This is a genomic window from Roseibium sp. AWQ4_254 (assembly GCF_056161025.1).
This window is the reverse complement of the sequence record NZ_JBSWYH010000045.1, coordinates 1-26,632: the sequence shown is the minus strand read 5'-3', so window position 1 is coordinate 26,632 and position 26,632 is coordinate 1. Positions and strand designations below refer to the sequence as shown.

Below are 26,632 nucleotides of genomic sequence, written 5' to 3'. Positions count from 1 at the left end.
ATCAACGAACTCATGCCTTGGTGTTACGCTGCAAAAGCAGCGTAACAGAGCGCGGCGCCGCCATGAAGACCGGCTTCACCGGACGGACACGGATGACTGGAATTTGTCGCTGGCATGGGAAGAGGCCGCCTATGATCACCCCTTATTGCGCCGGGTCATTGGCAACGCTTTGATTGCCTACGGCATCAACAAGGGTTGGGGCAACCGTCCCAAGAGAATTGGTGCCGATCAATCCGCGATTTTCAACGAAGTTCTGGAACGCCCCGGAACAGGCTCGCATGATAAGGCTATTGATACGATCCTTGAGTACCAGCATTGGGATTTTGAGTGGCCTACAAACCCGCCGCTTATTGCATTGGATACAAGAACCCGTCGATGGCGGTCTGAACGCAACAGTCATTATCGTTCAGGATTGCTGGACTGGGAAGCTGCAACTGAGCTGCAGGCGCGGCTTCGCAACAAGGATGCGGTTTTGCTCGTTTCCGCGGCGCCTATTTTTGGTGTCAAACTCTTCGAGGCTGTCCAGAAACTGTTCAAGATTATCGGCAAACCTCTAATGGTTGACGCTGAGTATTGGATGGCGCATCACGGAATAGCCAGTGCAATCCTCAGCATTTTCCAGCATCGCAGCACACCGAGGCACTTCGTTATTCTCTCGGGGGATGTGCACTATTCCTTCGTTTTTGATGTTCAATTGCGCAATGGTCGACGATCAAGAACAGGGCAAAGTGATCAAAATCCCGAAATCTGGCAGATTTGCTCCAGCGGCATCAAGAACAAATGGCCGGACAGGCTTCTGGCATTTCTGGATCACAGCAATCGGTGGTTCTTTTCTCCGCGATCACCTCTCAATTGGCTGAAACGCCGCAGAGGCATGCGCATCGTTCCAAGAAAGCCGTTGGGGACACCCCAAAGGACGGCGCATTTTGAACGCATCTGGCATCGGTATCGTGGAACTGAGCGACGATGGCACACCACTGCGCATCTGCCAATTGGCATCAACTGGCGAGTTCTATGACTTTGAACGGCGCGAGAAGGAAGCGCGCTTGGATTAGCGCAGAGGGCATGGCGGACACTCAACCATTTTGTAAATGAGGTTGAGTGTCCTGACCATGTTTGACGGGCCTAGGACAGGATTTCGTTGAATTCCAGAACGTTGCGATCCGGGTCGCGAATGAAAATCAGGCGGCGTCGATCACTGTAGATGAAGGGCCCTCCGCTAAGAGGGATGCCTTCGCGTTCCAAGGTGGCCATCAAATCATCAAGGTCCGTGACGATGAAGGCGGCATGGGTGATACCGGGAAGCTTGATCGGCTCGTCCATCAGCGCATTCTTTGCTCGTTTGGCCCCGTTGAAAATGAGATTGATATAGACCCCCGCGTCATTCACCATTTCGTTTGCGTGATGTTCGGGAAGGTTGATTTCTTCTCGCCAGCCAAGCTTTTCATAAAAAGCCTTGGATATATCGCGGTCAGAAACACGGATCCCGACATGTTCATATGCTGTTACCTTAAAGCCCATGGCGCACTCACAAAGCTGGCATGGAAATAAAGCCCGGCAAAGCCTTGATACGATTTATCCAAGCTTGCACATTCGGATGTTCACCGACCGGCACACGTCCTTCGTGGCCAAGAGCCACATATGGGAAGCAGGCAATATCGGCGATGGTTGGTCTGCCAAGAGCGAGCCATTCTTTTCCTTCAAGGTGCTGTTCGAGCAGGCCCAAAACACGCGCGGCTTTTGTTGCTGCGAGACCGTGATCAAGGTCATAGCCAAACTTGTCATGCAGGCGGGCATCGTTCGGGCCGCGCGCAATTTCGTTTGCAGCCGTGCTCATCCACTCCATAACTGTCGCCATGGACGCAGGTTCGGAAGGCAACCAGGCTTCGCCACCATATTTTTTGGCGAGATAAATGAGTATTGCCTGAGAGTCGCGCAAGGTTAGGTCGCCATCAGTGAGAATGGGAATCTCTTCAAATGGATTAAGATTGCTCAGCGGAGGCCTTTTATGCTCTCCGTCCAGAAAATCGACTGGAACCAGTTCGTAGTCATGGCCAATCAACGCCAAAAACAGGCGGACTTTGTAACAATTACCAGATAATTCAACATCGTATAGTTTCACGACTTCCTCCCCATGCGTGATGTGTTTTTACCATTGCAAATTTTTTGCATATTCCTTTTATTTCCAGAAGATGGAATAGTTGGAAAATAGAATTTCAAATTTTGGAAATATGTATGGACCACCTGCGGGCTTTGACGATTTTTGTTGCTGTCGCTGATGCCGGAAGTTTGACGGGTGCCGCGCGTGCGCTGCGCGAGCCATTGACCAATGTCAGCCGTATTCTGGGTCAGCTTGAAGAACATTTGGCCTGTAGTCTGGTGAGCCGGAGTACGCGTCGGATGGTTCTGACGCCGGAAGGGCAGGATTATTTGGTGACAGCTCGCTGTGTCCTTGACAGCCTTGAAGCCGCTGAAGCCCAAATTTCAACCAAAACCAAAGTTCCCTCGGGGGCTTTGAGTTTGACAGCTCCCGTGGCTTTGGGCCGACTGCACGTTCTGCCTGTTGTTCGCGACTTTCTTAGTGCTTATCCGGATGTGAAGGTGAGACTGGAATTTGTCGACCGGCGGGTTGATCTTCTCGAAGAGGGTGTGGATGTGGCGATACGGGTGGGCCAATTGAGCAATACCGGGCATCTCGTTACTGGAGCGGGCATTTTGCGCCAGGTGGTGTGCGCCTCGACCGACTATCTGGCCCATAATGGAATACCTGAAGATCCTGCCGAGTTGGAACAGCATGATTGCATCGTTGCCCAGAGCATGGTCGGAGACCTCAGATGGACGTTTCGGAGCAACGATCATGGCCGGAGGATCGTGCGCATTGGACCAAGGATCTCAACCAGCAATGTGGAATCCGCCATCACTGCCGCAAAATTTGGATTGGGTATCACCCGGGCATTTTCGTACCAGCTCGCAGATGCGCTTCCAGAAGGGCGGCTCGTTGAGATCTTGCGTGAGTACGACGACAACCGCGTGCCTGTGAATATATTCCGACTGGCAAATCGGCACACGCGTCCCGGGGTGCGTGCTTTTGTCGATTTCGCTGCCCCGCTGCTAAGAGAAAGATTATCGGAAAAGAATCTCCAGATTTAGTTGGGACTGGATCAATCGACACCTTCCAGTCGATGGGCTGGTGTGCTTGTTTAAAATCAACGGCCCAATCGTCTTCGGGCAGAGCAGCTAACTATGGTCTTGCCTGCTGTCGGGCCTTGTCCTACGTTTTCCCCGCTTTTTGCGAGAATAAGTGAGGTATTGCAAAAGTAATGACTTCTGCAACGGTTCCAATATTAAAGCAAATGCACTTCGCGCTTGCCCATAAACCGCAATTTGCACAGCAAGTGCGAACCGTCCAAAACGTCCCGCATAGTTTGATTTCGTTCAAATTGCAGCGAACTCAACAAAAGAGCCCAAACACGACATTGAGACTGATGGTGTGTTCGCGATCGCAGGAGTTGTTGCTTGCAGTCGCCACGAAGTCTCTCCCCCTTCTTTATTGATCCATGGAAGCAACTTCTCGAATGCATAGCAACCAAGAACTGAATGTTCGCAGACTCTACATCTACTTTTCATTAGATCGGGCAGCTCTGCAAGGCACACTCAAAACTACGCAGGCAAGGGAACCACAACGGGGCAATCTCCACATTCAGATCTGACAAATTTTTTCGAAGGGGTATCATAGCAATAGTGCAGGCCAGTTTCCCCCATAGGCACTCTAAGTCCCCATCCAGCAGATAAGTACCAGCCATTGAGCGAAAGCCTGTCACAACGGGAACAGTCGGCATGGGCTTAAGGCGGCATACGGGAATGCCGTACACAAAACTATACCTATTTGGCACAGCTCAAGTGTGGTCATTTAGCGTCCATAAATTGGTGTACCCAAATCTTTGAGAAGTTTAACGCCTCGTCCGCAGGGGCATACCTTTGCGGACATTGTCTTTTGCTGCGATTTCGTATCCGCAAGGCTCGAATTTAACAATCGGACAGTCAAGACAGCGAACAAGACCTTTTCGAGCGCACGTTGTGCGTGAAGCCGGCAAAAACGCTTGCCGCCACATACTGAGCATCAGGTAGGTCGAGACGAATGGCAGCTTGCAAGCAATACGGTAGGAGGCACGAATGACTGAAATGCGGACGCGAAGCTGTCATTGAATGAGATCACAGCCTATGGCAGCAAAGGGCCGGAAGCGACGACGAGCCTACGGCGCGCGAATGGCTGTTTCGCCAAATGCGGGAGCCTAAACCTGCATCGCAACATATAACTGCCCCGGAACAATGCTTCCGCTTTAGCAAAGGGCGCGAGAGCCGATTTGCTTGCGGCCACACCAGTATGGTGACTTTGAAATACGCCTCATTTTAGCAGTCACCGCCGGAGCGTCTTTCAAATTCGAAAACCACACTCGAAACACAGGCTTGCCAGTCACCTTCTTGAACCTGATGTTCGTTCGGAGCCTGACGGGAAATGTGACGAACGTCAGAGTCAGGTGACCAGGCTCTGCGGGCGCCATTTTATCTCTTGGAGAACATGTGGTTTTCAAAGGAAGGGGTGGGAGGCTGGCACGGCGACCCGTGCCGAGGCTCGTTAGGGCTGCTTCCTTCCGGACCTGACCCGGTTGGCGAGTGGCTCGTCCACCACCAACCTCCCGAGCGCCTTATATCAGAAGCCCCAGGGGGTTTGGCAAGGGGAAAGAACAAGTTTTTCTTTGCCGGGAAAACACGCTCGCCAACAGGCCCGGCCAGGCTGTATCTTGCCGTCCGTTTCTGACAGGAGCCCTTTCTGATGACCGCATTTGCCCTCAATCCGCGTCTTGAAGGCGACAGCCTTCCCGTGACCGACCTGCCCCTGTCCACCCTCCGGCTGATGAAGGACGCCACCTATCCCTGGCTGCTGCTGATCCCGCGCCAGCCGGATCTGGTGGAGATTACCGATCTTGAGGACGCGGACCAGGTGCAGCTCATGCGGGAGATTGCCCGCGTCAGCACCGCCTTGCGGGCCGCAACGGACTGCGAGAAACTCAATGTCGGCGCTCTTGGCAATCAGGTGCCCCAGCTTCATGTGCATATCATCGCCCGCTTCCGCAACGATGCGGCCTGGCCGAACCCGGTCTGGGGCGCCGTGCCGCCCCAAAGCTATGAGCCGCAGCATGCCGGTACAATGATCAAAAAGGTGCAGGAGGCTCTGGCCAGTGCCGGTGACGCGCCTGCCTGATACGCCTATCTGACATGCCTGCCTGATACGCCTGTCTGACGCGCCGCCCCCTTGTCCCGCCACGAGCATTGCCGGGCAGGGCCTCCGCTGGACAGGCTGCCAGTGCCGCCCTAGTGTGGTGGCATTGACATACGCCTGATTTGTGCAGCGCGCGCCCTAGCGTATTTCAATTCCGAAAACCACACTCGAAACACAGGCTCGCCAGCCACGCCCATGACTCTGAAGTTCGTTCTGAACGCGCTGGAAAATCAGACGACCTTCAGATCCGGTCAAATGGTGCAGACTTATCGCACGATGCTATAGGGTACAGGCACAGTCTCACGGGCAGGCTTTCCCTTCTGCCCACTTTCCAGGGATCTTGAATATGCAGTCATCGGCCGCCAGTCTCCAGCCTCTGGAGATGAGCTTCATCGACAACAGTCTCGACCGGCAGTCGGAGCGGCGCGGAGACACATCCTATATTGGAGGACTGTTGCACCGGCCGGAGACCCGCATTGTGCTGTCGGCGGACAGGTCCCTGGTGTTTGCGGCTGCGGAGGGCACGCCTGATCTCGGCCACGGCCTTGCCCCGGCCCTTGCGCTCGGGGCGTCTGAGGACGAGATGATCTTTCTCGGGCTACGCCCGGACAGCGGCCAGCCGCTTTTTGCCACCTTTCTCAAGCGGTCAGAGGAGGAGCTGGAAGCCGATCCCGCTCTTCAGCTCCACGACCTGCGCTCCCTTGCGCTTCAGCGGGAGATTGCGCCGGAGGGCCTCAGCGCCCTTGCCCAGGCCCGGGCGCTTCTTCACTGGCATCGCACCCATCCGTTCTGCTCGCGCTGCGGTGAAAAGACCGTGCTTGCGGAGGCCGGATACCGGCGCGACTGCCCCTCCTGCGGCGCCCAGCATTTTCCGCGTACCGACCCTTGTGTGATCATGCTGATCACTGCGGGGGACCGGGCCCTTCTGGGGCGCCCGCCCCGGCTGGCAGAGGGGGTCTATACGACCCTGGCCGGTTTCATGGAGCCGGGTGAAACCATCGAACAGGCCGTGCGCCGGGAAACCTATGAGGAAAGCCGCATCCAGGTGGGGGATGTGCAGCTGGTCTCCAACCAGCCCTGGCCGTTTCCCGCCAATCTGATGCTGGGCTGCGTTGGCACCGCAACCTCACTGGAAATCGACATTGCGGATGACGAACTGGAAGCCTGCAAATGGTGCGACCGTGCTGAAGTGCGCCAGATGCTCGACGGCACCCATCCGCAAGGCCACCGCATTCCCCCGTCCATCTCCATTGCCTATGAGCTGATCACCGGCTGGCTGGAGGGCCGCCTTTAATGTCCTGGTGTGTTTACCTGACCCATCCGGAGGTGGTGATTGATCCGGCCAAGCCGGTTCCGGACTGGGGCCTGTCCCCACTCGGGCAGGAGCGGGCTGCGGCTGCCGCCCGCCTGCCTTTTGCCAAGGACATTTCCAAGATCGTCTCCAGTGCCGAGACAAAAGCCATTGAAACGGCGCAGATCTTTGCAGGGATCCACAAGGTTCCTGTCGGCATCCGCGAGGACCTTCACGAAAATGACCGCTCGGCGACCGGTTTCCTGCCGCCTGACCAGTTTGAACAGGCCGCAGACCGGTTTTTCGCGCGCCCTGAGGTCTCCATGTCCGGCTGGGAACGGGCGGTGGACGCGCAGGACCGCATTGTTGCCGGTGTCCGCGCTGTTCTGGATCAAACGGAAGCGACATGCCCGGTTCTCTTCACCGGGCATGGGGCTGTTGGCACATTGCTGATGTGCTTTCTTCTGAATGTCCCGATTTCCAGACATCATGATCAAAAGCGTGGTGGCTGCTGGTACCGGTTCGAGAAGGACCGGCTTCAAACCCGGTCCGGGGATGCCCTGCGCTGGACCGAAGTCTGACAGTCCCTGTTCAGAACCTGGCCGGGCCGGTTCTCTTTTTTGGCGGCCGGGTTTATTCTGACCTGACGTTTTCCAGTGTTGAAGCCTTGTGAGCCGGAGCGCAGCGTGATCAGAAACCTGCCTGTTTTTGCCGCCGTGACGTTGAGTGTCCTGACCGGACTGGCCGCTCCGGCCCAAGCGGGCAAATATGATGCCCAGTTCCGGCAGTTTCTGGGCTCCGAGATTGTTCCAGCCGCCCGCGCGGCCGGTATCTCGCAAAAGACGCTGGACCGGGAGCTGGCCGGCTTGACCCCGGACGCCTCCCTGCCCGGGCTCGTGGGGCCAGGGGGCAAGGGCAGCCCGCCCAAAGTCAACTTCCAGGCCGAATTCCGGTCGCCGCAACGCTATTTCCGGGACAGTCAATTCAACGCGCTCGTTCCAGGCGGCCGCCGCCTGATGAAGAAACATGCTGCTGCCCTGAAACGGATTGAAGCCCGCTATGGTGTGCCCAAGCGGATCATTCTGGCAATCTGGGCGCGGGAATCCGGGTATGGCGGCGCCAAGATCCCCTATGACGCGCTCACAGTTCTGGCAACGCAAGCCTTCATGGGACAGCGCCCGGATTTTTTCAAAACGCAGGTGATCGACGCGCTCAAGATCCTTCAGAACGGAGATGTCTCCCGCAAGAGAATGAAAAGCTCCTGGGGCGGGGCCATGGGACAACCGCAGTTTCTCCCCTCCTCCTATTTGAAATATGCCGTTGATTTTGACGGCGATGGCAAGCGCAATATCTGGACCTCCGACATCGACACAATGGCCTCCATTGCCCATTACCTGTCCGCCCATGGCTGGGCCCGGGGCCGGGACTGGGGGTATGAGGTCGTGCTGCCCGACACGGTTTCCTGCACCCGGGAAGGGCCGGACAACCGGCAGGCCATTGCAGCGTTTGTGCGTGAAGGGGTCAGGCGGGTCAGCGGCAAACCCTTCCCCCAACATGAACTGGGACAGGCGGGCAATATTCTGCTGCCCGCCGGGCGGTATGGCCCGGCCTTCATTGCGACCCAGAATTTCTATGTCCTGAAAGACTATAATGAAAGCGATACCTATGCGCTCTTTGTCGGCCATCTGGCGGACCGCTATGGCAACAACCGGGCCTTTGTGGCGGACTGGAAACCCATGAAGGAGACCACCCGCGGTGCAGTGCGTACTCTTCAGCAACGGCTGGAAGGCCTTGGCCATGATGTGGGTGGCGCCGACGGGCTGATCGGGTTCAAGACGCGCCGCTCCATCGGCAAGGACCAGGAGAAAAACGGTTTCTTCGCCACCTGCTGGGTGGGGTGATACCAATATCAACCAATCGAAACCGCTTTTTTCCGAGCAAGCTTCATCTTTTCATTTTGTTAAAAGTATTGCCACCATTATTTCAAAGCGCATTCTCTTCCCAAGGTTAGGCAAAAATTTTCAATTATTTTTGAATTAAAATCAGAAAAATTTAATAACTTCCCTTACGGAAAAATACACTCAAACGAAACAGAATGCACTCAATAAGCCGTTCTTTTTAATGCAAATATCCGCCTACACCCATCAAAATACCATCTATCAAAATACGCGAACTTATCACAACAACAATTCAAGATATCAAATAAATACTTGGATATCTTAAATATTGTTTTTGCTGATCAATTTTTTAGTAACTCGGCATCGTCTAATCTACGCACAAGATCATGGGAGTAGCGTTGTCTTCAACGCTTGTGAAACGGGATGGGGATGAAACTGTTCAAGCAGCAAGGTATTGGCTCCGCCGCGCTCGTTACAGCCGGAGCCTTTGTGCTTGCTCTTTCCTTTTTTGCCATTTCCGTCTGGGAGTTCAACCGGACCGAGGCCCATGACCGGGCCCGGATCGTGCAGCTGGCCGACGCCTTTGTCACACAATATTCGGAGTTTCATTCCGGCGGCATGCCCATCCCAGCCTCTTTCCGCCGGATGGGGCTTGAGAATTTCCTCAACGTCCGCTCGGGCGACACGACCCACGCACCGTTGAAAATCAGAGTACCCGGCCCGCCTGGACTGGAACTCGGTGCTGTGGAGCCTGATCCGCGCGTAGCCGCGCAGATTACAGAGATTTCCAAGAACAAGGACGCCTCCATCCGCGACGAGTTGCGTGTGGAACATTTCCGGGTGATGGGCCGGTCCATCTTTCCAACAGTTGCCAAATCGGAAAGCTGCGTCGCCTGCCATAACCGGGAACTTGGTGGAACCTACTACAAGACCGGCGACATTATGGGCGCCTTTGTCGTTGAATCGGACCTGACCGGTCATGTCGTACGCACCCTGATCTATGCCGGGGTTGCCTTCGGGTTGATGCTGCTGGGCTATCACCTGCTCGCCCGCCGGGAAACCCGGCGCACCCGGGCTCTGGTGGAACTGGAAGGCCAGGTGAAGCTGGAGCGGCAAAAACGGGAGGCCGAGGCCCAGACCAATTTTGTGCTGTCCCATGACAGTCTGACCGGCCTTGTCAGGCGGGCCGTGTTCATGGAGCGGCTTCAAACCGGCTGTCCGAGCCAGCGCGACCGGGTGTTCTTTCTGGCACTGGTGGACCTGGATGACTTCAAGACCATCAACGACACGATGGGGCACGATACGGGCGATGCGGTGCTAGTGGCCGTCGCAGACCGCCTGAAACAAATTGCAACGCAAGGCAGCGGCCTTGCCGCCCGGCTTGGCGGAGATGAATTTGCCTTGATGATGCCGGAATCCGATGAGGTCCCGTCCATGCAGGATCTGGGGACCAGGATTGTCGGCACCGTTTGCCACGAGGTTGGCCACAATGGCTTTTCCATCCGCCCCAGCTGCTCCGTCGGCCTTTCCATCTGCGGCGCGGGGGCCTTGCGCAACACGGGCGATCTATTGAAATTTGCCGACGCGGCCCTTTATGCGGCCAAGAAGGACGGCAAGAACCAGTACCGTCAATTCAACGATCAGATCCTCAGGGACCTGAAACGGCGCTCCTTTATCTCCGCAACCCTGCCCCAGGCCATCCGCCGGGGAGATCTGGACGTTGCCCTACAGCCCAAGGTTTGCCTGGCCAGCGAGAGAGCCGTCGAATTCGAGACCCTTGCCCGCTGGCAACTGAACGGAGAGCCCGTGCCGCCGGATGAATTTGTGCGGATCGCGGAAGAGACCGGCACGATTGTCGAATTGGATCTGGCGATCCTTGCCAAAGGGGCCCGATTTGCGGTCGGCGCGTCACAAAAATCCGGAACGCCTGTGCGCATCAGTTCCAACATTTCTGCGCTCGGTTTCCGCACCCCGAAAATCGCGGACAAGATTGTCGGCTGCCTGATGCGGGCCGGTCTGCCCCTGGAGCAATTGACAGTGGAAGTGACGGAAAGCGTTCTGGTGGAAAATGTAGCTTCGGTCAATGAAAGCCTCACCAGCCTGCGCGCCTGCGGGGTGCGCGTCGCCCTGGATGACTTTGGCACCGGATATTCTTCCCTGCGCTATCTGCAGCAACTGGTCTTTGACGAGATAAAGATTGACCGCTCGTTCCTGAAAGACATCACCCACGACACGGAAAAGCTGTTTCTGTTCAAAAAGATCGTCGAAATGGCCAAGGGCCTGAACAAGGACGTGGTTGTTGAGGGCATTGAAGACAAGCATCAGCTGGAGCTGGTGCAGCGGACCGGTGTCCAGCTCGGCCAAGGCTATTATTTCTCAAAACCGATGAGCCAGGAAGCCTGCCTGCGCTATGTTCAGAGCCCGTCCTTGCACCAGGCCAGCACCGGGTAACCTCATAATACCAAGCCCAACAAACACCTCTGAAGCTCGTTCAGATCCCGACCACGCCGTCCGGGGCTGTTTCCAGCCGGAATGCGGCAGCCATCAGCGCCTTGGTGTAATCCGTTTTCGGGGAGTCGAAAATCTGTTCTGACGGCCCGGCTTCCATCACCTTGCCCTGGCGCATGACGATGACTTCATTCGCCAAGGCCCGGACCACTTTCAGATCGTGGGAAATGAACAGGTAGGCAAGGCCATGGGCCTTTTGCAGATCCCGGAGCAGATCGACCACCTGCGCCTGAACGCTCATGTCGAGCGCGGAGGTGGGCTCATCCAGCATCACGAATTTCGGCTCCAGAACCATGGCCCGGGCAATCGAAATGCGCTGGCGCTGGCCGCCGGAAAACTCATGCGGATAGCGGTTGCAGGTCGCCGCATCCAGGCCCACCTCTTCCAGGGCCCGCGCCACTTTCAAATCCCGCTCCCCCGCAGACAGGTTTGGAAAATGCACTTTCAGGCCTTCGCCCACAATATCGGCAATCGACATGCGCGGAGACAAGGCCCCGAACGGGTCCTGAAACACAATCTGCATGTCCCTGCGCAAGGGCCGCATCTCTTTCCAGGACTTTTCCTGAATGTCCTCACCGCTGAATGAGATCCGGCCCGTGGAGGAAATCATGCGCAAAATGGCAAGGCCGAGGGTCGTCTTGCCCGAGCCGCTTTCCCCGACAATGCCGAGGGTCTGGCCCTCGCGCACCTTGATGTCGATCCCGTCCACCGCCTTGATGTGATCGACCGTGCGGCGCAAGAAGCCGCGCTTGACCGGGAACCAGACCTTCAGATCCTCCGCATCCACCACAACAGGTTTGCTTGTATCCGTTGCCGGCGGCGCGCCCTTGGGCTCGGCGGCCAGAAGGTGCTTTGTATAATCATGCCTCGGCGCGTCAAAAATCTCCGCGACCGGGCCGTGTTCGACAATCCGGCCATCGGTCATCACGCACACCCGGTCGGCGAATTTGCGCACGATCCCAAGGTCATGGGTGATGAACAGCATGGCCATGCCTTGCTGGCGCTGGAGCTTTTTCAACAGCTCCAGGATCTGCGCCTGCACGGTCACGTCCAGCGCCGTCGTCGGTTCATCGGCAATCAGAAGATCCGGCTCATTGGCCAGCGCCATGGCAATCATGACCCGCTGGCGCTGCCCGCCGGACAGTTGATGCGGATAGGATTTCAAGCGCTTTTCCGGCTCGCGGATGCCTACCTCGTTGAGCAGTTCCAGCACCCGCCGCCGCGCCTGGCTTTCGCCCATGCCCCGGTGGATCGTCAGGATTTCCGAGATCTGTTTTTCCACCATATGCAGCGGATTGAGCGAGGTCATCGGCTCCTGGAAGATCATGGACACCGCATTGCCCCGGATCTTGCGCATTTCGCTGTCGGACGCTTTCAGCAGATCCTGGCCATTCATCAGGATCTCGCCCGAAGGGTGCGAGGCTGCCGGATAGGGCAGAAGTTTCAGCACTGACAGGGCCGAGACGGATTTGCCCGACCCGCTTTCGCCCACCAGCGCCACAGTTTCGCCCTTGGCAATGTCAAAGGAAATCCGGTCGACCGCAAGGGTTTCGCGGTCCTCCTGGGTGAACGCGACCGACAGGTCTTTTACCGAAACCAGCGTCTTGTCTGTCATCTGCCGCCCCTACCCAAGGCTCTTGCGCGGATCGAACGCATCGCGCACGGCCTCGCCGACAAAGATCAGGAGGCTGAGCATCAGGGAAATCACCACGAACCCTGTAATGCCCAGCCAGGGGGCGCTCAAATTGTTCTTGCCCTGGGCCATCAACTCCCCGAGGGAGGCGGAGCCAGCCGGAAGACCGAAGCCAAGAAAATCAAGAGCGGTCAGGGTCGAGATCGACCCGTTGAGGATGAAGGGCATGAAGGTGAGTGTGGCCACCATGGCATTGGGCAGCAGATGCCGCCACATGATCACCGGGTTGGACACGCCCAGCGCCCGGGCCGCCGCGATATACTCAAAATTCCGGCCCCTAAGAAATTCCGCCCGAACGACCCCCACAAGCGCGACCCAGGAAAAGGCCAGCAGAATGGTGAAGAGGGTCCAGAAGCCGGGCACGAAGAAAGACGATACGATCAGGATGAGGTACAGGGAGGGCACCGCCGTCCAAATTTCGATAAAGCGCTGGGAGAGCAGATCAACCCAGCCGCCGTAATAACCTTGAACGGCCCCGGCCGCGATGCCGATCACCGAGGAGGCCAGTGTCAGCGCAAGGCCGAACAGCACCGACACGCGGAAGCCATAGACCACACGGGCAAACACATCCCGTGCCTGATCGTCGGTTCCAAGCCAGTTCCAGTTTCCGATGATGCAATTCGGGTCGTCCGCCCCCATCGGATAGCCGCTGCAGCGCGTTTCTGTGTCCATCATCCAGCTTGGCGGCGTCGGCGCCGTCCAGGGCACTTCCAGATTGACGGTTCTGTAGCTATAGCGCACCGGCGGCCAGATCATCCAGCCATCCTCGTTGATCAGATCCTGAATGAACGGGTCACGGTAATCTGTCACAGCCAGCGCCAGATCGTCATCATTGAACCGGTCTTCCGGATAGTCCACCAATGTCGGGAACAGGAACTCCCCCTTGAAATAAATCAGGACCGGCCGGTCATTCACCCAGACATCCGCCAACAACGCGAGCACAAACAGGACCATGAAGATCCACAAGGACCAGTAGCCGCGCCGGTTGGCCCTGAAATTGGCCAGCCGGCGCTGGTTGATCGGTGACAGACTGGTCTTTTTCGGCGGCGGGGCCGTCTCTTCCGGCAAGGGATTAAGAACATCGTAGCCGGCAGATTCCAGTTCACTCTGAAGTCGTTTGTCCACGCCTACACCTCCCGGCTTTCAAAATCGATCCTGGGATCGATCCAGGTGTAGGTGAGATCAGACAAAAGCCCGATCACCAGGGCCATCAGGCCAAAGATATAGGCAATGGCAAACACCACCGCATAGTCGCGGTCTATCACCGATTCAAAGCCCAGCAGCCCGAGCCCGTCCAGGGAGAAGACAGCTTCAATCAGCAAAGATCCGGCAAAGAAGGAGGAGATGAACGCACCGGGAAATCCGGCCACCACAATCAGCATGGCATTGCGGAACACATGACCATAAAGCACCTGCTTTTCCGTCAGCCCCTTGGCGCGGGCGGTGACCACATATTGTTTGCGGATCTCGTCGAGAAACGAGTTCTTGGTCAACAGGGTGGTGGTGGCGAAGGCCGACAGGACCAGCGCGGTCAGCGGCAGGGTCAGGTGCCAGAAATAGTCGATGATCCGCTCCGGCCAGGACAGGGAGGCCCAATTGTCGGACGTCAGCCCCCGGAGCGGGAAAAGATCCCAGAAGGAGCCGCCCGCGAACAGCACGATCAGAAGGATCGCAAACAGGAAACCCGGGATTGCATAGCCGATCACGATCACCGCCGATGTCCACACATCAAAGCGGGAGCCGTCACTTACCGCCTTACGGATGCCAAGCGGGATCGAGATGACATAGGAAATCAGTGTGATCCAGAGCCCCAGCGAGACGGAGACCGGCAGTTTCTCGGCAATCAGATCGATGATGCGGACATCCCGGAAATAGCTTTCACCAAAATCGAACCGGGCATAGTTCCAGACCATGGTCAGGAACCGCTCCAGTGGCGGTTTGTCGAACCCGAATTGGGCTTCCAGCTGCTTGATGAATTCCGGGTCGAGCCCCTGGGCGCCACGATATTTGGAGGTGATGCTGTCAGACGCTGCCCCAGCGCCTCCCGAGGCATCATTGCCAACACCGGCAAAATCCCCGCCTCCCCCGCCGATCCGCGACGTCGCCGAAACGTCCGTGCCCTGCAGCTGGGCGATCACCCGTTCCACCGGGCCGCCCGGAGCAAACTGAACAATCAGGAAATTGACCGCCAGGATCCCGACCAGGGTCGGGATCATCAACAATAAACGGCGAAGGATATAGGCGCCCATGGGGGTCTTATTGTTCCTCTTCTTGGCCGTTTCACACCGGCTCACACGTCAGGGGAAGATTACCCGGCTTTGCCGATTTTTTCCGCCTTTTCCGCATCTATCCACCACAGATCTTCTACGGGGAAGAAGTAACGCGGCGGTTCGGGCGGATGGCCGAACATGTCCCACACAGCGATGTTGTGAAAGGGATTGAACCATTGTGGCACCCAATAGTGGCCGGAGCGCAGCACCCGGTCGAGCGCCCGGGCCGCGACAGTCATGTCTTTGCGGGTTGTGGCCTTCAAGATTGTCTCAATCAAGGCGTCTACCACCGGATCGGCGATCCCGGCAATATTATAGGTGCCCGGCGTGCTGGCAGCCTTGGAGCCCCAGGACGTTTTGATCTGCTCCGTCAGGGTGGCCTCTTGCGAATAGCGGCGCGAACAGATGTCAAAGTCATAATCGTTCAAACGAGACTGGTATTGCGCGGCGTCCACCAGCCGCAAAGAGGCCTTGATGCCCAGCCGTTCCAGGTTCTTGATATAGGGATTGGTCACCCGCTCAAAGGCGGGGGAATTGTTGAGAAACTCAATCGTCAACTGCTTGCCGTCCGGCCCGATCAGCTGGGTGCCCTGCCGCTCATAGCCCGCTTCGCGCAACAGCTTGCCCGCCTCGCGCAGCAAGCGCCGGTCAAATCCGGAGCCATTGCTGACCGGCTGAAGGTAGGCTTCGCCAAAGACGCTTTCAGGCAGCTGATCCCGGTAGGGGTCCAGAAGCGCCAGTTCCTCCGGCGCTGGCAGCCCTTGCGCTTTCATGTCGGAATTTTCAAAGAACGACTCTGTGCGCTGGTAAAGACCGTAAAAAAGGGTCTTGTTCGACCACTCGAAATCAAACGCATAGCTGAGCGCCCGGCGCACTCGCGGGTCCTTGAATTTCTCCAGCCGCGTATTGATGAACCAGCCCTGGGCACCGGACGGATTGCCGTCGGGAATTTGCTTCTTGACCACCTTTTTGTCTTGAAAGGCCGGAAACGTGTATTCGGTGGACCAGATTTTCGACCGGAACTCCTCCCGGTAATTCATCTCGCCTTTCTTGAAGGCTTCAAAGGCGACTTGCGAATCCCGGTAGAACTCCACACGGACCACATCAAAATTCTGCTGCCCCTTCAGAACCGGCAGATCCCTGGCCCAATAGTCGTTGACCTTATGATACTCCACATAACGGCCCACCGCATGTTCGCCGACCTTATAGGCCCCGGAGGACAGCGGAGCCGTCAACGTGCTCTGGCTGAAATCATAGGCCGTGTAATAGCGCTTGGAGAAAATCGGCAGCACGCTCACCAGCAACGGCAACTGCCGGGAGTGGGTGCCGCTGAACTGCAGTCCGACCCGGTGCTCATCCAGAACTTCCGCATCCTGCAAGCCCTGAATGTTCTGGCTGATCTGGGGATGGCCGCTGCCCTTCAACAGCATCAGCGAGAAGGCGACATCTTCTGCGGTCAGTTTCGAGCCGTCATGAAACCGGGCCTCGGGACGCAGGTTGAAGATATAGGTGTTGCCATCCGCCGAAATCTCCACCGTTTCGGCGAGCAGCCCGTACACCGCATCCGGCTCGTCATAGGCGCGCACCATGAGTGTGTCGAAACACATTTCCATGCGCGGCGGCGCATCGCCTTTCAGGATGAAGGAGTTGAAGGTGTTATAGGTCAGCACATTCTGGTTGTAATACCAGTAGGGGGCCGTGAACACGAACCGCCCCCCTTTGGGCGCCTGCGGATTGACATAGTCGAAATGGGGAAAATCCGGCCCGTATTTCAGATCCCCGAACACGGACAGTCCGTGACGGGCCCCGGCGCCGGCCGCAGCATTTTTGAGGCCGAGCGGCAATGAGCCGACAAGAGCTGCCGCCCCGGTCAGTTTCAGCACCGTCCGCCGGGAGGGATGGCCCAGATCCGTCATTTTGCTGCTCCCGTCTTGTCCGCCAGGTCCGTGTCATACCACCAGATCGTCGGAAACCCCGTGCTGTATTCCGGCATGGCCTTGGGATGCGCAAAGCGGTTCCAGCGGGCGGTGCGGGTTTCATCAGAAGAGAATTGCGGCACGACATAATGATTCCACAAGAGCACCCGGTCGAGTGCGTGGGTCGCGGCCACCAGCGTTTCCCGGTCCTTGGCAAAGATGATCTTGTCGATCAGGTGATCAATGGCCGGGTTCTTGATGCCCATATAGTTCCGGGAATTGGGATTGTCGGCTGCGGCCGAGCCCCAATATTCGCGCTGTTCGTTGCCGGGAGACAAGGACTGAGCGATCGCCAGCACCGTTGCGTCAAAATCGCGGCTGCGCACGCGGTTGATATATTGCGACGTATCGACAAGGCGCAGCACAGGCTTGATGCCGATGCTTTCAAGGTTCTTGGAATAAGGCAGCAATGTGCGTTCGCTGCCTTTGTCCCGGTAAAGAAATTCGATGCTGAGCTGTTCACCGGTCGCTGGATCGATCATCTTGCGGTCCTTCAGCTCATAGCCCGCCTTTTTCAAAAGCTTGACCGCCTCGCGCAGATTGGCACGTACCTTGCGCGGATCGCCGCCCACCGGGTTCTTGTATTCTTGCGTGAACACCTCCGGCGGCACCTGGTCGCGGACCTCTTCCAGGATCTCAAGCTCCTTGCCTTCCGGCAGGCCGGACGAGGCCAGTTCCGTGCCCCAGAAATAGGAATTGACCCGCTTGAGCAGGTTGGCCGACACGATCCTGTTGGTCGTCTCAAAGTCATAGGCGTAGTTCAAAGCCGCGCGCAGATCCGGGTTCTTGAACTTGTCCCGGCGCAGGTTCAGGAAAAACCCCTGCATCACGCCGGACGACTTGTCCAAAAACACTTCCTTGATCACCCGCCCGTCCTTTACGGCCGGAAAGTCATAGCGTTTCGCCCACTGGCTGGAACTGGTTTCAATACGGAAATCGACCTGATCACCCTTGAAGGCTTCAAACTGAACGGTCCGGTCGAGGAACGAAATGTAGCGGATCTCGTCAAAATTATCGGTTCCCACCCGCACCGGCAGGTCCTTGCCCCAATAGTCTGAGACCCGCTCCAGGGTAATCTCCCGGTTGGGGGTGAAACTCTTGATGCGATAGGGACCGGAGCCGAGAGGCGCCTCCAGCGTCGACTTGGAAATGTCCCGCTTTTCCCCCTTCTCATTGGTGCCTTCCCACCAGTGTTTGGGCAGGATCTGAAGCTGGCCCATGATTTTTGGCAGCTCCCGGTTGCCTGTCGTATCAAAGGTGAAACGGACCACCCGGTCACCGGCGGCTTCGGCAGAGACAACATTCTGATAGTAGAATTTATCGCGTGGGCGGAGCTCGATGGATTTTTCGAAGGACCAGATCACGTCATCCACGGTCACCGGAGCACCATCGTGCCATTTCGCCTTCGGATTGAGCCGGTATTCCACCCAGGAATAGTCGTCCGGATAGCGGACCGCCTCCGCCAGCAGCCCGTATTCTGCGCTGATATCCGCCTCGTCCAGGGACGGCTGCATCAGGGTCTCGTAAAAGAACAGCATGAAGGGCGCGAGGTTACCCTTCTGGGGCAGCGGATTAAACGTGTCGAAACCACCGGTGATCGCAAGCCGCACACTGCCGCCCTTGGGCGCGTCCGGATTGACGTAATCGAAATGGGCAACGTCAGGACCGTATTTCGGCGTGCCGTTATAGGCCGTTGCATGGCGCCAGTCAGGCTCTTGCGCATGGACGGGCGAAAGGGCTGCTCCGGAAACGGACAAGAAGGCGACAAAGGCTGCTGCAGCAGCCGTTCCGTTCCACGCGCACCATCCAGACACTATCGGCTTCTCCGTCCTGTTCTATTTCCGCCCTCATCGTCTTGATTTATAGGGCCGGTTGGAACGCAGTGTAGGGATGCACCGGACAAAGGTCACGCTCCGGATAGCAAAATGACAGAAAATTAACTGGCCTGCGGGGCGCTTTTTGCAGCAACCGCCTTGTTTTTGGCCTTTTGTGCATACATGCGGTTGTCAGCCACGCGCAAAAGATCTTCAACACTCGCGGCATCAATAGGATAGCTCGCACTACCTATGCTTGCGCGAATATCGATCGAGGTTCCGGAAAACTCGAACGCCTGCATGACCCCCTCCGACAGACGGCTGACGAAGGTTTCCTTTTCCTGGCGCCGCATATTGCCGGGCGTCAGGACGATAAACTCGTCCCCGCCCACCCGGGCGACCGTATCCGACTGGCGGGTGTGCAACTTGAGCCGCTCGCCGATTTCAACCAGCAGCTGATCGCCCACCGAATGGCCATAGCTGTCATTGACCGGCTTGAAGGCATCCAGATCCACATAGAAGATTTCAAAACCGGCCCCGGAGCGTTCACACATGGTGGCGAGCTGCATCATACGCTCCTGCAGCAGCCGCCGGTTGGCCAGCCCCGTCAGCGGATCATGCAGGGCCATGGAGCGAACCTTGTAGACCTCACTGATCAACAGAAAGGCCATCACGCCAAAGATGAGCGAAATCAGGCTGCCGACAAACTGTGTAATCCATACGCCCCTGCCGGTGCTGGACCAGCCCCCGTCCGGAAAGCCGAGCAAGGCCCAGTTGAGCCCCCCCGGCAAAAGCAGCGGCAAAGAGAGAGCGCCCCCCCCCTGAAGGGACCTGTCGCCAAACACCAATGTGTTGCCGGTTCCGTCCGGCCCCTTGTCAACCAGGGCCACCTGTATCCCGTCCATTTGAGGGGCAATGCCCGACAGGTCCATCAGCTTTTCGTAGTCGACGACCAGCGTTGCCATGCCCCAGTAGCGGCGCTCAGCAACCGGCTGTCCGGTATAATCCGCCGGAAAGACCGGTATCCTGATCATCAGCGCGCGCCCCCCCTGAACCAGCTCCACCGGCCCGGCAATCACGACCTCCCGGGTGCGCATCGCCTGCTCGACCGCAGGCCACTGGGCGGTGTTGGAGCGGTAGTTCAGTCCGATCGCAGCCTGGTTCGGTTCCATCGGATAAACCGCCTTGACCACATTCTCCGGGGCAAGCCCAATGGAGCGGATCGCAGGGTTCTCATTCAAAAGTTCTGTAGCAATGTTGATGTAGGAAAAGGCTTCAAACGAAGTGTCCGACAACTGGACCACATAGCCTCGAAGACCAAACCCGTGGGCAACCGTCCGGCTGATTTCCCGCTCCAGCCGTGCCCGCGCTTCGGACAATTCAGCCCGCACCTCCTGCATATGTTGCTGCAGGAGTTCGTTGCGGACCAGCAGGCCCACATGGGCGGTGACGGCAATTCCGATGAAAAAGCAAATAACCGCAACAATGGACGCCACGAAGGTTCCATTGGATCGTGTCATCAGTTTTTGTGTCAACTGACTGCCCATCAGGCCCTTATCCGGCGCTTTCCCCACATCTGAACAATACTACGTAGCGGAAATTTTGTTAATTTTTCTTTCACCTCAAATAAAAAGCCGGGTCTTGACCCGGCTTTACACGTTTCTTGCACGTTCTCTTCAAGTTAGGCCGTTATTCGGACGGTAACGGCTTGGGCGCGCCCGACAATTCTCTCAAGTAAGCAACAATGTCAGCGCGGTCTGAGGGTTTCCGCAAACCCGCAAAGCCCATGGACGTTCCGCTGATGAATTTCTTGGGCGCCTCCAGGAAATGGTCCAGCTCCTCATAGGTCCATTCCGGGTTCGACTCGCCGAAGGCCACCATGGCGGACGAGTAGCCGAAACCGGCATGACCGCCCGGCTTGCGCCCGACAATATCCCAAAGAGCTGGGCCAACCTTGTTGGCGCCGCCTTCGTCAAAGCTGTGGCAGGCCGCGCACTTCTTGGCGACTTTGGCGCCATTGTCTGCAGATGCAGCCAGAAGACGCTCGGAAATCGGCACCACGTCCGGTTCGGCCTCAACGACAGAGGTATCGTCGGACGGCGTCTCAAGAACAATTTCATAACCTGGCTGGCCGGGGAGAGTCGGGTGGAAGATAATGTCTGAAACGATGCCTACCCCCATCGTCAGAATAAGTACCATCAAAACCGCTCCGGCGGCTTTGTTCAGCGTGAATGCATCCATATCTCTCCGGCTCCAAGCTCATACGTGCCTGGACCTGCAACCAAGATTGCAGCTCCCATCAGCTTCTCCCAATTGGCAGGACCGTACAAATTTTTTGACCTTGCTGTCCATAGCTTTAAAAGGACACAGGATATGACAAACGGACGCGGCTAATGAATTTCCGCTGGGATTCAAACGGACCGCGAATTGGAGACCCCCATTGCCTGCAGCCCTCGTGATCATTCCCTCACGCCTTGCCGCAACCCGCCTTCCCAACAAGCCACTGGTTGATATTTGCGGAAAACCAATGATTGTCAGAGTGTTGGAGCAGGCGGAACAGGCAGATATCGGGCCTGTGGCCGTTGCCTGCGACAACGAGAAGATCGCCGAGGCCGTGCGCGACCACGGCGGCAAGGCGGTGCTCACGAGCCCGGATCACGCCTCCGGCTCCGACCGCATCCAGGAAGCTGTCAACGTTCTGGATCCGCAAGGTGAGTTTGATACTATTCTCAATGTTCAAGGCGATGTGCCGCTGATCGCACCGGAAGCGATTCGTGCCGCCTTCACGCCCCTGGATGTTCCGGAGGTGGCCATCGGAACGATCATGACTGAAATCACCGAACCGGAATTCCGCCAGGACCCCAGTTTCGTCAAGGCTATCACGACCCCCAATGGCCGTGGGCATCATCGCGCCCTATACTTTACCCGGGCAACGGCCCCTGCCGGAGACGGGCCGCTTTACCAGCATATCGGCATCTATGCCTACCGCCGTCCGGCGCTGAACCGGTTTGTAGAGCTGGCCCCCGCCCCGCTGGAACAGCGTGAGAAGCTGGAACAGCTGCGTGCCCTGGAAAACGGCATGCGCATTGACGTGTCCATCATTGACAGCGCCCCCCTTGATGTGAACACACCGGGGGACCTGGAACGCGCCCGGGCGGCTTACCTGACCCTTTAACGGGTCTTTGAAAGCGGACCTTCAGGCCATTTCTATGAACCCCAGCCCCAGACTGAACCCAATGAAAAGACCATGACCGACAGAAAGAAAATCGTTTTTCAGGGCGAGACGGGAGCCAACTCCCATATGGCTTGCCGCAGCGTCTATCCCGACTATGAGGCCATTCCCTGCGCCACATTCGAAGACTGCTTTTCGGCCATGGCCAACGGGACGGCGGATCTGGCCATGATCCCGATTGAAAACTCGGTCGCTGGCCGGGTTGCGGACATTCATCACCTGCTGCCCAAGTCGGATCTTCATATTATCGGCGAATATTTCATGCCGATCCGGTTTCAGCTGATGGCTCCAAAGGGCGCCCGGATTGAAGACCTGAAACGGGTCCAGAGCCATGTGCATGCCCTGGGCCAATGCCGCAATGTGATCGGTGAGCTTGGCCTGACCGCCGTTGTCGGCGGTGACACGGCCGGATCGGCCCGGCAGGTGGCAGAGCTGGGCGACAAGAGTGTTGCCGCCCTCGCCCCGGAAATGGCGGCCGAGATCTACGGCCTCGACATCCTGCGCCGGGATGTTGAAGACGCTGCCCACAACACCACCCGCTTCGTGATCCTGTCCCGGGACAAGATGGAAGCGGCCCATAACGGCCAGTCCGTGATCACCACGTTCATCTTCCGGGTCCGCAACGTGCCCGCCGCGCTTTACAAGGCCCTCGGCGGCTTCGCCACCAACGGCGTCAACATGACCAAGCTGGAATCCTACCAGCTGGAGGGCCAGTTCTTCGCCTCCATGTTCTACGCGGATGTGGAAGGCCATCCGGAAGACCCGGCTGTGGGTCTGGCCCTGGAAGAACTCGCCTTCTTCTGTGCGGAGCTGAAAGTTCTCGGCATTTACCGCGCCAGCCCGTTCCGGGACAAAATCAAGGAACCGGAGGCCAACCGGGCACTCCGGCCGACCCCGCAAACCTGATCCTGAAAGCCGCCCCTTGGGCTGGCAGCCGACAACCGAGGTATTCATGACCGACACGAAATTCGATGCACTGTGTATCGGCAACGCCATTTGCGACGTTTTTGCCCATGTGGAAGAAGACTTCCTCGTCCGGGAAAATCTGGTCAAGGGCTCCATGCGCCTAATCGATACGGAGGAGGCCGTGCGCCTGTTCGACAAGATGGGCCAGACCGTGCGCATTTCAGGCGGCAGCGCCGGCAACACGGCGGCGGGTATCGCCTCGCTTGGCGGCAAACCCGCCTATTTCGGCAAGGTTGCCGAAGACGAGCTGGGCGATGCCTATGCCCATGACATGAACGGCACCGGGGTCCATTTCAACACCCCGCGCCTGACAGACAGCAAGCCGACGGCCCGCTCGATGATCCTGATCACTCCGGATGGGGAGCGCACCATGAACACCTATCTGGGCGCCTGTGTCGAATTCGGTCTCTCTGACGTCGACGCGGATATAGTAGCCGCCTCAGCCGTGACCTATATGGAAGGCTATCTCTGGGACCCGGAGGAAGCCAAGAAGGCCTTTTTGAAAGCCGCTGAAATTGCACATCAGAACGGCCGCAAGGTGGCCATCACCCTGTCGGACTCCTTCTGTGTCGATCGCTACCGCAGCGAATTCCACGCCCTGCTTACCGACAAGGTTGTCGACCTCATCTTTGCAAATGAGCATGAGCTGAAGGCCCTTTATGAGACCGCAGATCTCGACACTGCCGTTGCCGCAGCCCGCGGCACCGGCGCGCTGACCGCGTTGACCCTTGGTGAAAACGGCGCCATGGCGTTTCAGGGAGACGAGACCGTGACGGTTCCAGCCCAGGCAGTTGACACCGTTGTCGACCTGACCGGGGCGGGCGACCTCTTTGCCTCCGGTTTCCTCTATGGCCTTGCCCGCAGCTACACTCTTGGGGAAGCAGCCGAATTGGGCTGTGTTTGCGCTGCCAGTGTCATCAGCCATGTGGGCGCCCGTCCGGAAAAACCTTTGAAATCCGCTGCCGCGCAGGCCGGCTTCGACATCTGATCTGGTTAAAAAGGGTCGCGGGGCCAAAACAGAAAACGGTCTTCCCGCTTTTTTAACGTATCCGGTGTTTCAAACTCACATTAATTGCGAATGAGATCAGATTATTTGCAACGGGATCGCAATCATCGACACCGGATCACATTGCGTGCGAACAGCGGGACGGCGCGGATAGATGCAAGTCGCTACACCTAGACCCGAATATCGAAGGTCTGTGCCGATTGCGCTCTTTCCAATGCCTGTTGAGCGGAGACAACGTACTGCTGAAGCTGCTCTTGCGACAAACCTCCGGTCGAGCGTTCCAGTTCCACCAGGGATTTTCTAAATGCGGATAGTTCATCTTGCTTTTGAGCTTCGCTGGTTGGGACAGCGGCATCGTTAACACTGATAGTACCATCCGGACGGAGGTCATATCGTAGATCGTCCACGATGTACCCTTTAAGGCCATCCTCTGTAACGATATTGGCCCGGAGCGTCGAAATAAGTCTCCTGGCGTCCTCTGCTTCATCCCCCTCAAGAACTCGTGCCGGAACCGGATCGGTCTTCTCCAGGAAATCGACTCGTTCCCTTAAAGAATCTCTGATTTTGGCTGAATTTTCACGGCTTTTAGCTGTGATCAGCGTTAGTTCAGCATCTGCCTTTGCTTGAAAGACAGAATCGTCTCTAGGAGATGGACTTTTGATATCCTTTATATTTCCGGACCGATCAATTGCGCTCTCTACTTGCTCTTCCGGAGCTTGCTGATCTGTCGTCAACTCCCTCACTTTTGCCGAAGCGGCCGCATGTTGCTGAGCAAGATTTACCGGCGATTGTATCGTGAGGGAGGAGACCATGTTCGCGTCCACATGATGAAAAAGATTGCACAACCATTGACAGACAACCTTTAATGTTCTGTTAAGAAGAGCCGTTATTCATTGAGATTGCGCAACCCGCGTCTACAACCAAGGATATTGTGACTAATGGCTGACATTATTGGAACAGACAACTCCGATTATCTAACCGGCACCCAGGACAGCGATCTAATTGCGGGTTTGGCCGGAAACGATTCTCTTTACGGATATGGTGGAAACGACACGATTCTCGGCGGCTCCGGCGAAGATCGCATATATGGCGGAGATGGCTCGGACATTATTGATGGCGAAGCGGATGACGACACCATCAACGGGGAAGCAGGGTCCGATGACCTTCGTGGCGGATCCGGCGAAGACCAGATCTCCGGCGGCGGCGATGCCGACACCATCAACGGGAATGACGACGATGACCGGATCTGGGGAGATAACGGTGGGGACTATCTTTATGGCGGTGATGGTGATGACACAATTTCCGGCGGCCAAGGCGATGATACGATCCACGGCGACTACGATTCCATCACTGGTCAGTTCTATACCGGAAATGACTTGATTGATGGTGGTGCGGGTGATGACGAAATATACGGCGGGAATGGTGACGACATTATTTCCGGCGATGAAGGCGAAGATACCATCTCTGGGGGAGCTGGCAGCGATATCATCCGTGGTGGCGATGACGACGATACCCTCTACGGTGATGCTGGAAACGACTTCATCGACGGTGACGACGGAGATGACTATATCGTTGCCGGCACAGGCAATGATGATGTCGATGGCGGTGACGACGACGATACGATCTACGGCGGCGACGGTGACGATTACCTCAAAGGCGACGCCGGCAACGACGAAATTTACGGCGGTGACGACGATGACGAGATCGATGGCGGCGCCGGAAACGACAATCTGATTGGCGGCGCCGGAAGCGACGAACTCGATGGCGGAACTGGTATCGATACAGCCTATTTCGACTTCTCAGGATCTGGCGTAACGGTAATTTTGAATGATGGTCTTGCTGAAAGTGGCGGTGAGGCTGAGGGTGACACGCTCACCAATATCGAAAACATCTCAGGCTCCGCATACAGCGACACGATTATTGGCGATGCCAATGCCAACTATCTTCTTGGCCGGGATGGCGATGATATCCTCGGTGGTGACGCCGGCAACGATCAGCTCGACGGTGGCAATGGCAATGACATTCTCTCTGGCGGCAGTGGCGCCGACATAATTTCTGGCGGAAACGGCATCGATTGGGCCTATTACAATAGCTCCGCCGCTGGTGTCACAGTTAATCTTGGCGACGGTCTTGCAGAAACAGGCGGCGATGCGGCTGGCGATGTATTGACCGGGATTGAAAACCTGCGTGGCTCAGAACTGGGTGATACACTTACCGGAGATAGTGGAGCGAATATACTAAACGGGGCTGGCGGGAACGACGCACTTTACGGTGGCGCCGGCAATGATACGTTGCTGAGCGGCACCAGCACCGGCTCCGGGATAGGAGATATCCTTGATGGAGGAGATGGCAACGATGCGCTCTTCGATCAGTCGACGAGCGCCGTCGCCATGTTCGGCGGTGCGGGTGACGATACTTTCTATCATGACGGCACGGGCATAACTCTTATCTCGGACAGCTCTGGTAGCAACGATGCCTTCGTATTCCAGGGTGCCTCATCATCCGATCTGGGCTTTTTGCAAAACGGGGATGACCTGATCTTCTACACCGCTGCTGATGCTGCGGACGGAAATTTGCAAGATTACGCCCAGCTGGACACCCGCAAAAACCTCGCCATTGGAGGTGATTTCTGATTCACTTCGATCATGGAGGTGTTTTCATGGATCCGAGCAGTCTTTTCAGTTTGTCCGATCATCT

The 26,632-nt window shown here is 57.0% G+C and carries 21 protein-coding genes and 1 other RNA gene; 11 read left to right on the top strand and 11 right to left on the bottom strand.

What is annotated here, in order from left to right; all coding sequences use genetic code 11:
• A partial coding sequence (locus ACXAIC_RS23175) for a metallophosphoesterase family protein (RefSeq protein ID WP_475186318.1) occupies window positions 1–1,018 on the top strand: 1,018 nt, incomplete at its 5' end.
• 107 nt (window positions 1,019–1,125) lie between these two features.
• Here the strand turns inward: ACXAIC_RS23175 and ACXAIC_RS23170 are convergent.
• Together ACXAIC_RS23170 and ACXAIC_RS23165 are read right to left on the bottom strand one after the other, a co-directional pair.
• A complete protein-coding gene (locus tag ACXAIC_RS23170; protein ID WP_475186316.1) occupies window positions 1,126–1,521 on the bottom strand; it encodes a VOC family protein in 396 nt (131 codons plus the stop codon).
• Window positions 1,522–1,528: 7 nt separating this feature from the next.
• The gene (locus tag ACXAIC_RS23165; protein ID WP_475186314.1) at window positions 1,529–2,122 is read right to left on the bottom strand and encodes a glutathione S-transferase family protein; all 594 of its coding nucleotides are present in this window, start codon (window positions 2,120–2,122) and stop codon (window positions 1,529–1,531) included.
• A gap of 113 nt (window positions 2,123–2,235) precedes the next feature.
• Here ACXAIC_RS23165 and ACXAIC_RS23160 point away from each other — a divergent pair, with 113 nt between their 5' ends.
• Window positions 2,236–3,150: a LysR family transcriptional regulator gene (locus ACXAIC_RS23160; protein WP_475186310.1), complete on the top strand. Its 915-nt coding sequence runs from the start codon at window positions 2,236–2,238 to the stop codon at window positions 3,148–3,150.
• A gap of 1,450 nt (window positions 3,151–4,600) precedes the next feature.
• On the opposite strand, the gene ffs is transcribed toward ACXAIC_RS23160, so the two are convergent.
• An RNA gene (gene ffs / locus ACXAIC_RS23155) (signal recognition particle sRNA small type) lies at window positions 4,601–4,698 on the bottom strand.
• Window positions 4,699–4,834: 136 nt separating this feature from the next.
• Between ffs and ACXAIC_RS23150 the strand changes: the two genes are divergently transcribed.
• The 5 genes from ACXAIC_RS23150 (at window position 4,835) to ACXAIC_RS23130 (ending at window position 10,921) form a co-directional block, all read left to right on the top strand.
• Entirely contained in the window at window positions 4,835–5,263 is a 429-nt protein-coding gene (locus ACXAIC_RS23150) for an HIT family protein (RefSeq protein ID WP_475186307.1), read from the top strand.
• Between the two features lie 364 nt (window positions 5,264–5,627).
• Window positions 5,628–6,575, top strand: coding sequence for an NAD(+) diphosphatase (nudC, locus tag ACXAIC_RS23145; protein WP_475186305.1), 948 nt, complete (start codon window positions 5,628–5,630; stop codon window positions 6,573–6,575).
• Window positions 6,575–7,153 carry a histidine phosphatase family protein gene (locus ACXAIC_RS23140; RefSeq protein ID WP_475186303.1) on the top strand — a complete coding sequence of 193 codons (579 nt, stop codon included), beginning with the start codon at window positions 6,575–6,577 and terminating at the stop codon, window positions 7,151–7,153. Before nudC ends, ACXAIC_RS23140 begins: the two co-directional genes overlap by 1 nt.
• 108 nt (window positions 7,154–7,261) lie before the next feature.
• Entirely contained in the window at window positions 7,262–8,473 is a 1,212-nt protein-coding gene (locus ACXAIC_RS23135) for a lytic murein transglycosylase (protein ID WP_475186324.1), read from the top strand.
• 426 nt (window positions 8,474–8,899) lie between these two features.
• Window positions 8,900–10,921, top strand: a complete 2,022-nt coding sequence (locus tag ACXAIC_RS23130) for a putative bifunctional diguanylate cyclase/phosphodiesterase (RefSeq protein WP_475186301.1) — start codon at window positions 8,900–8,902, stop codon at window positions 10,919–10,921.
• Window positions 10,922–10,961: 40 nt separating this feature from the next.
• Here the strand turns inward: ACXAIC_RS23130 and ACXAIC_RS23125 are convergent, their stop codons facing one another.
• The 7 genes from ACXAIC_RS23125 to ACXAIC_RS23095 all read right to left on the bottom strand — a co-directional run bounded on the left by ACXAIC_RS23125 (window position 10,962) and on the right by ACXAIC_RS23095 (window position 20,972).
• Window positions 10,962–12,593 carry an ABC transporter ATP-binding protein gene (locus ACXAIC_RS23125; protein ID WP_475186300.1) on the bottom strand — a complete coding sequence of 544 codons (1,632 nt, stop codon included), beginning with the start codon at window positions 12,591–12,593 and terminating at the stop codon, window positions 10,962–10,964.
• A gap of 9 nt (window positions 12,594–12,602) precedes the next feature.
• A complete protein-coding gene (locus ACXAIC_RS23120) occupies window positions 12,603–13,739 on the bottom strand; it encodes an ABC transporter permease (RefSeq protein WP_475186320.1) in 1,137 nt (378 codons plus the stop codon).
• A gap of 59 nt (window positions 13,740–13,798) precedes the next feature.
• Window positions 13,799–14,920, bottom strand: a complete 1,122-nt coding sequence (locus ACXAIC_RS23115; protein ID WP_475186298.1) for a microcin C ABC transporter permease YejB — start codon at window positions 14,918–14,920, stop codon at window positions 13,799–13,801.
• A 59-nt stretch (window positions 14,921–14,979) separates the two neighbouring features.
• Window positions 14,980–16,857 carry an extracellular solute-binding protein gene (locus tag ACXAIC_RS23110; RefSeq protein ID WP_475186295.1) on the bottom strand — a complete coding sequence of 626 codons (1,878 nt, stop codon included), beginning with the start codon at window positions 16,855–16,857 and terminating at the stop codon, window positions 14,980–14,982.
• Window positions 16,854–18,731, bottom strand: a complete 1,878-nt coding sequence (locus ACXAIC_RS23105) for an extracellular solute-binding protein (RefSeq protein ID WP_475186292.1) — start codon at window positions 18,729–18,731, stop codon at window positions 16,854–16,856. The genes ACXAIC_RS23110 and ACXAIC_RS23105 overlap by 4 nt, the downstream gene beginning before the upstream one ends.
• 122 nt (window positions 18,732–18,853) lie before the next feature.
• On the bottom strand, window positions 18,854–20,251 hold the full coding sequence (locus tag ACXAIC_RS23100) for a diguanylate cyclase (protein WP_475186290.1): 1,398 nt from the start codon (window positions 20,249–20,251) through the stop codon (window positions 18,854–18,856).
• A 169-nt stretch (window positions 20,252–20,420) separates the two neighbouring features.
• The gene (locus ACXAIC_RS23095) at window positions 20,421–20,972 is read right to left on the bottom strand and encodes a c-type cytochrome (protein ID WP_475186288.1); all 552 of its coding nucleotides are present in this window, start codon (window positions 20,970–20,972) and stop codon (window positions 20,421–20,423) included.
• A 199-nt stretch (window positions 20,973–21,171) separates the two neighbouring features.
• Here ACXAIC_RS23095 and ACXAIC_RS23090 point away from each other — a divergent pair, with 199 nt between their 5' ends.
• The 3 genes from ACXAIC_RS23090 (at window position 21,172) to ACXAIC_RS23080 (ending at window position 23,917) form a co-directional block, all read left to right on the top strand.
• Window positions 21,172–21,906: a 3-deoxy-manno-octulosonate cytidylyltransferase gene (locus ACXAIC_RS23090; protein ID WP_475186286.1), complete on the top strand. Its 735-nt coding sequence runs from the start codon at window positions 21,172–21,174 to the stop codon at window positions 21,904–21,906.
• Between the two features lie 72 nt (window positions 21,907–21,978).
• Window positions 21,979–22,869, top strand: coding sequence for a prephenate dehydratase (locus tag ACXAIC_RS23085; protein WP_475186284.1), 891 nt, complete (start codon window positions 21,979–21,981; stop codon window positions 22,867–22,869).
• Between the two features lie 46 nt (window positions 22,870–22,915).
• Window positions 22,916–23,917 carry an adenosine kinase gene (locus tag ACXAIC_RS23080; RefSeq protein ID WP_475186282.1) on the top strand — a complete coding sequence of 334 codons (1,002 nt, stop codon included), beginning with the start codon at window positions 22,916–22,918 and terminating at the stop codon, window positions 23,915–23,917.
• Between the two features lie 188 nt (window positions 23,918–24,105).
• Here ACXAIC_RS23080 and ACXAIC_RS23075 read toward each other — a convergent pair whose 3' ends face one another.
• The gene (locus ACXAIC_RS23075; protein ID WP_475186280.1) at window positions 24,106–24,747 is read right to left on the bottom strand and encodes a hypothetical protein; all 642 of its coding nucleotides are present in this window, start codon (window positions 24,745–24,747) and stop codon (window positions 24,106–24,108) included.
• Between the two features lie 126 nt (window positions 24,748–24,873).
• On the opposite strand from ACXAIC_RS23075, the gene ACXAIC_RS23070 reads away from it, so the two are divergent.
• Window positions 24,874–26,568 (top strand): calcium-binding protein, encoded by a 1,695-nt coding sequence (locus tag ACXAIC_RS23070; RefSeq protein WP_475186279.1) that lies wholly within the window; start codon window positions 24,874–24,876, stop codon window positions 26,566–26,568.
• The last annotated feature ends 64 nt before the right edge of the window (window positions 26,569–26,632 follow it).

What these genes read in the sequence shown, in the direction of transcription:
- ACXAIC_RS23140 (WP_475186303.1), top strand. Translation starts at nt 6,575, where the DNA reads ATGTCCTGGTGTGTTTACCTGACCCATCCGGAGGTGGTGATTGATCCG.
- ACXAIC_RS23075 (WP_475186280.1), bottom strand. Translation starts at nt 24,747, where the DNA reads ATGGTCTCCTCCCTCACGATACAATCGCCGGTAAATCTTGCTCAGCAA.
- ACXAIC_RS23150 (WP_475186307.1), top strand. Translation starts at nt 4,835, where the DNA reads ATGACCGCATTTGCCCTCAATCCGCGTCTTGAAGGCGACAGCCTTCCC.
- ACXAIC_RS23095 (WP_475186288.1), bottom strand. Translation starts at nt 20,972, where the DNA reads ATGGATGCATTCACGCTGAACAAAGCCGCCGGAGCGGTTTTGATGGTA.
- ACXAIC_RS23170 (WP_475186316.1), bottom strand. Translation starts at nt 1,521, where the DNA reads ATGGGCTTTAAGGTAACAGCATATGAACATGTCGGGATCCGTGTTTCT.
- ACXAIC_RS23130 (WP_475186301.1), top strand. Translation starts at nt 8,900, where the DNA reads ATGAAACTGTTCAAGCAGCAAGGTATTGGCTCCGCCGCGCTCGTTACA.
- ACXAIC_RS23160 (WP_475186310.1), top strand. Translation starts at nt 2,236, where the DNA reads ATGGACCACCTGCGGGCTTTGACGATTTTTGTTGCTGTCGCTGATGCC.
- ACXAIC_RS23115 (WP_475186298.1), bottom strand. Translation starts at nt 14,920, where the DNA reads ATGGGCGCCTATATCCTTCGCCGTTTATTGTTGATGATCCCGACCCTG.
- ACXAIC_RS23080 (WP_475186282.1), top strand. Translation starts at nt 22,916, where the DNA reads ATGACCGACACGAAATTCGATGCACTGTGTATCGGCAACGCCATTTGC.
- nudC (WP_475186305.1), top strand. Translation starts at nt 5,628, where the DNA reads ATGCAGTCATCGGCCGCCAGTCTCCAGCCTCTGGAGATGAGCTTCATC.
- ACXAIC_RS23100 (WP_475186290.1), bottom strand. Translation starts at nt 20,251, where the DNA reads ATGACACGATCCAATGGAACCTTCGTGGCGTCCATTGTTGCGGTTATT.
- ACXAIC_RS23085 (WP_475186284.1), top strand. Translation starts at nt 21,979, where the DNA reads ATGACCGACAGAAAGAAAATCGTTTTTCAGGGCGAGACGGGAGCCAAC.
- ACXAIC_RS23110 (WP_475186295.1), bottom strand. Translation starts at nt 16,857, where the DNA reads ATGACGGATCTGGGCCATCCCTCCCGGCGGACGGTGCTGAAACTGACC.
- ACXAIC_RS23070 (WP_475186279.1), top strand. Translation starts at nt 24,874, where the DNA reads ATGGCTGACATTATTGGAACAGACAACTCCGATTATCTAACCGGCACC.
- ACXAIC_RS23125 (WP_475186300.1), bottom strand. Translation starts at nt 12,593, where the DNA reads ATGACAGACAAGACGCTGGTTTCGGTAAAAGACCTGTCGGTCGCGTTC.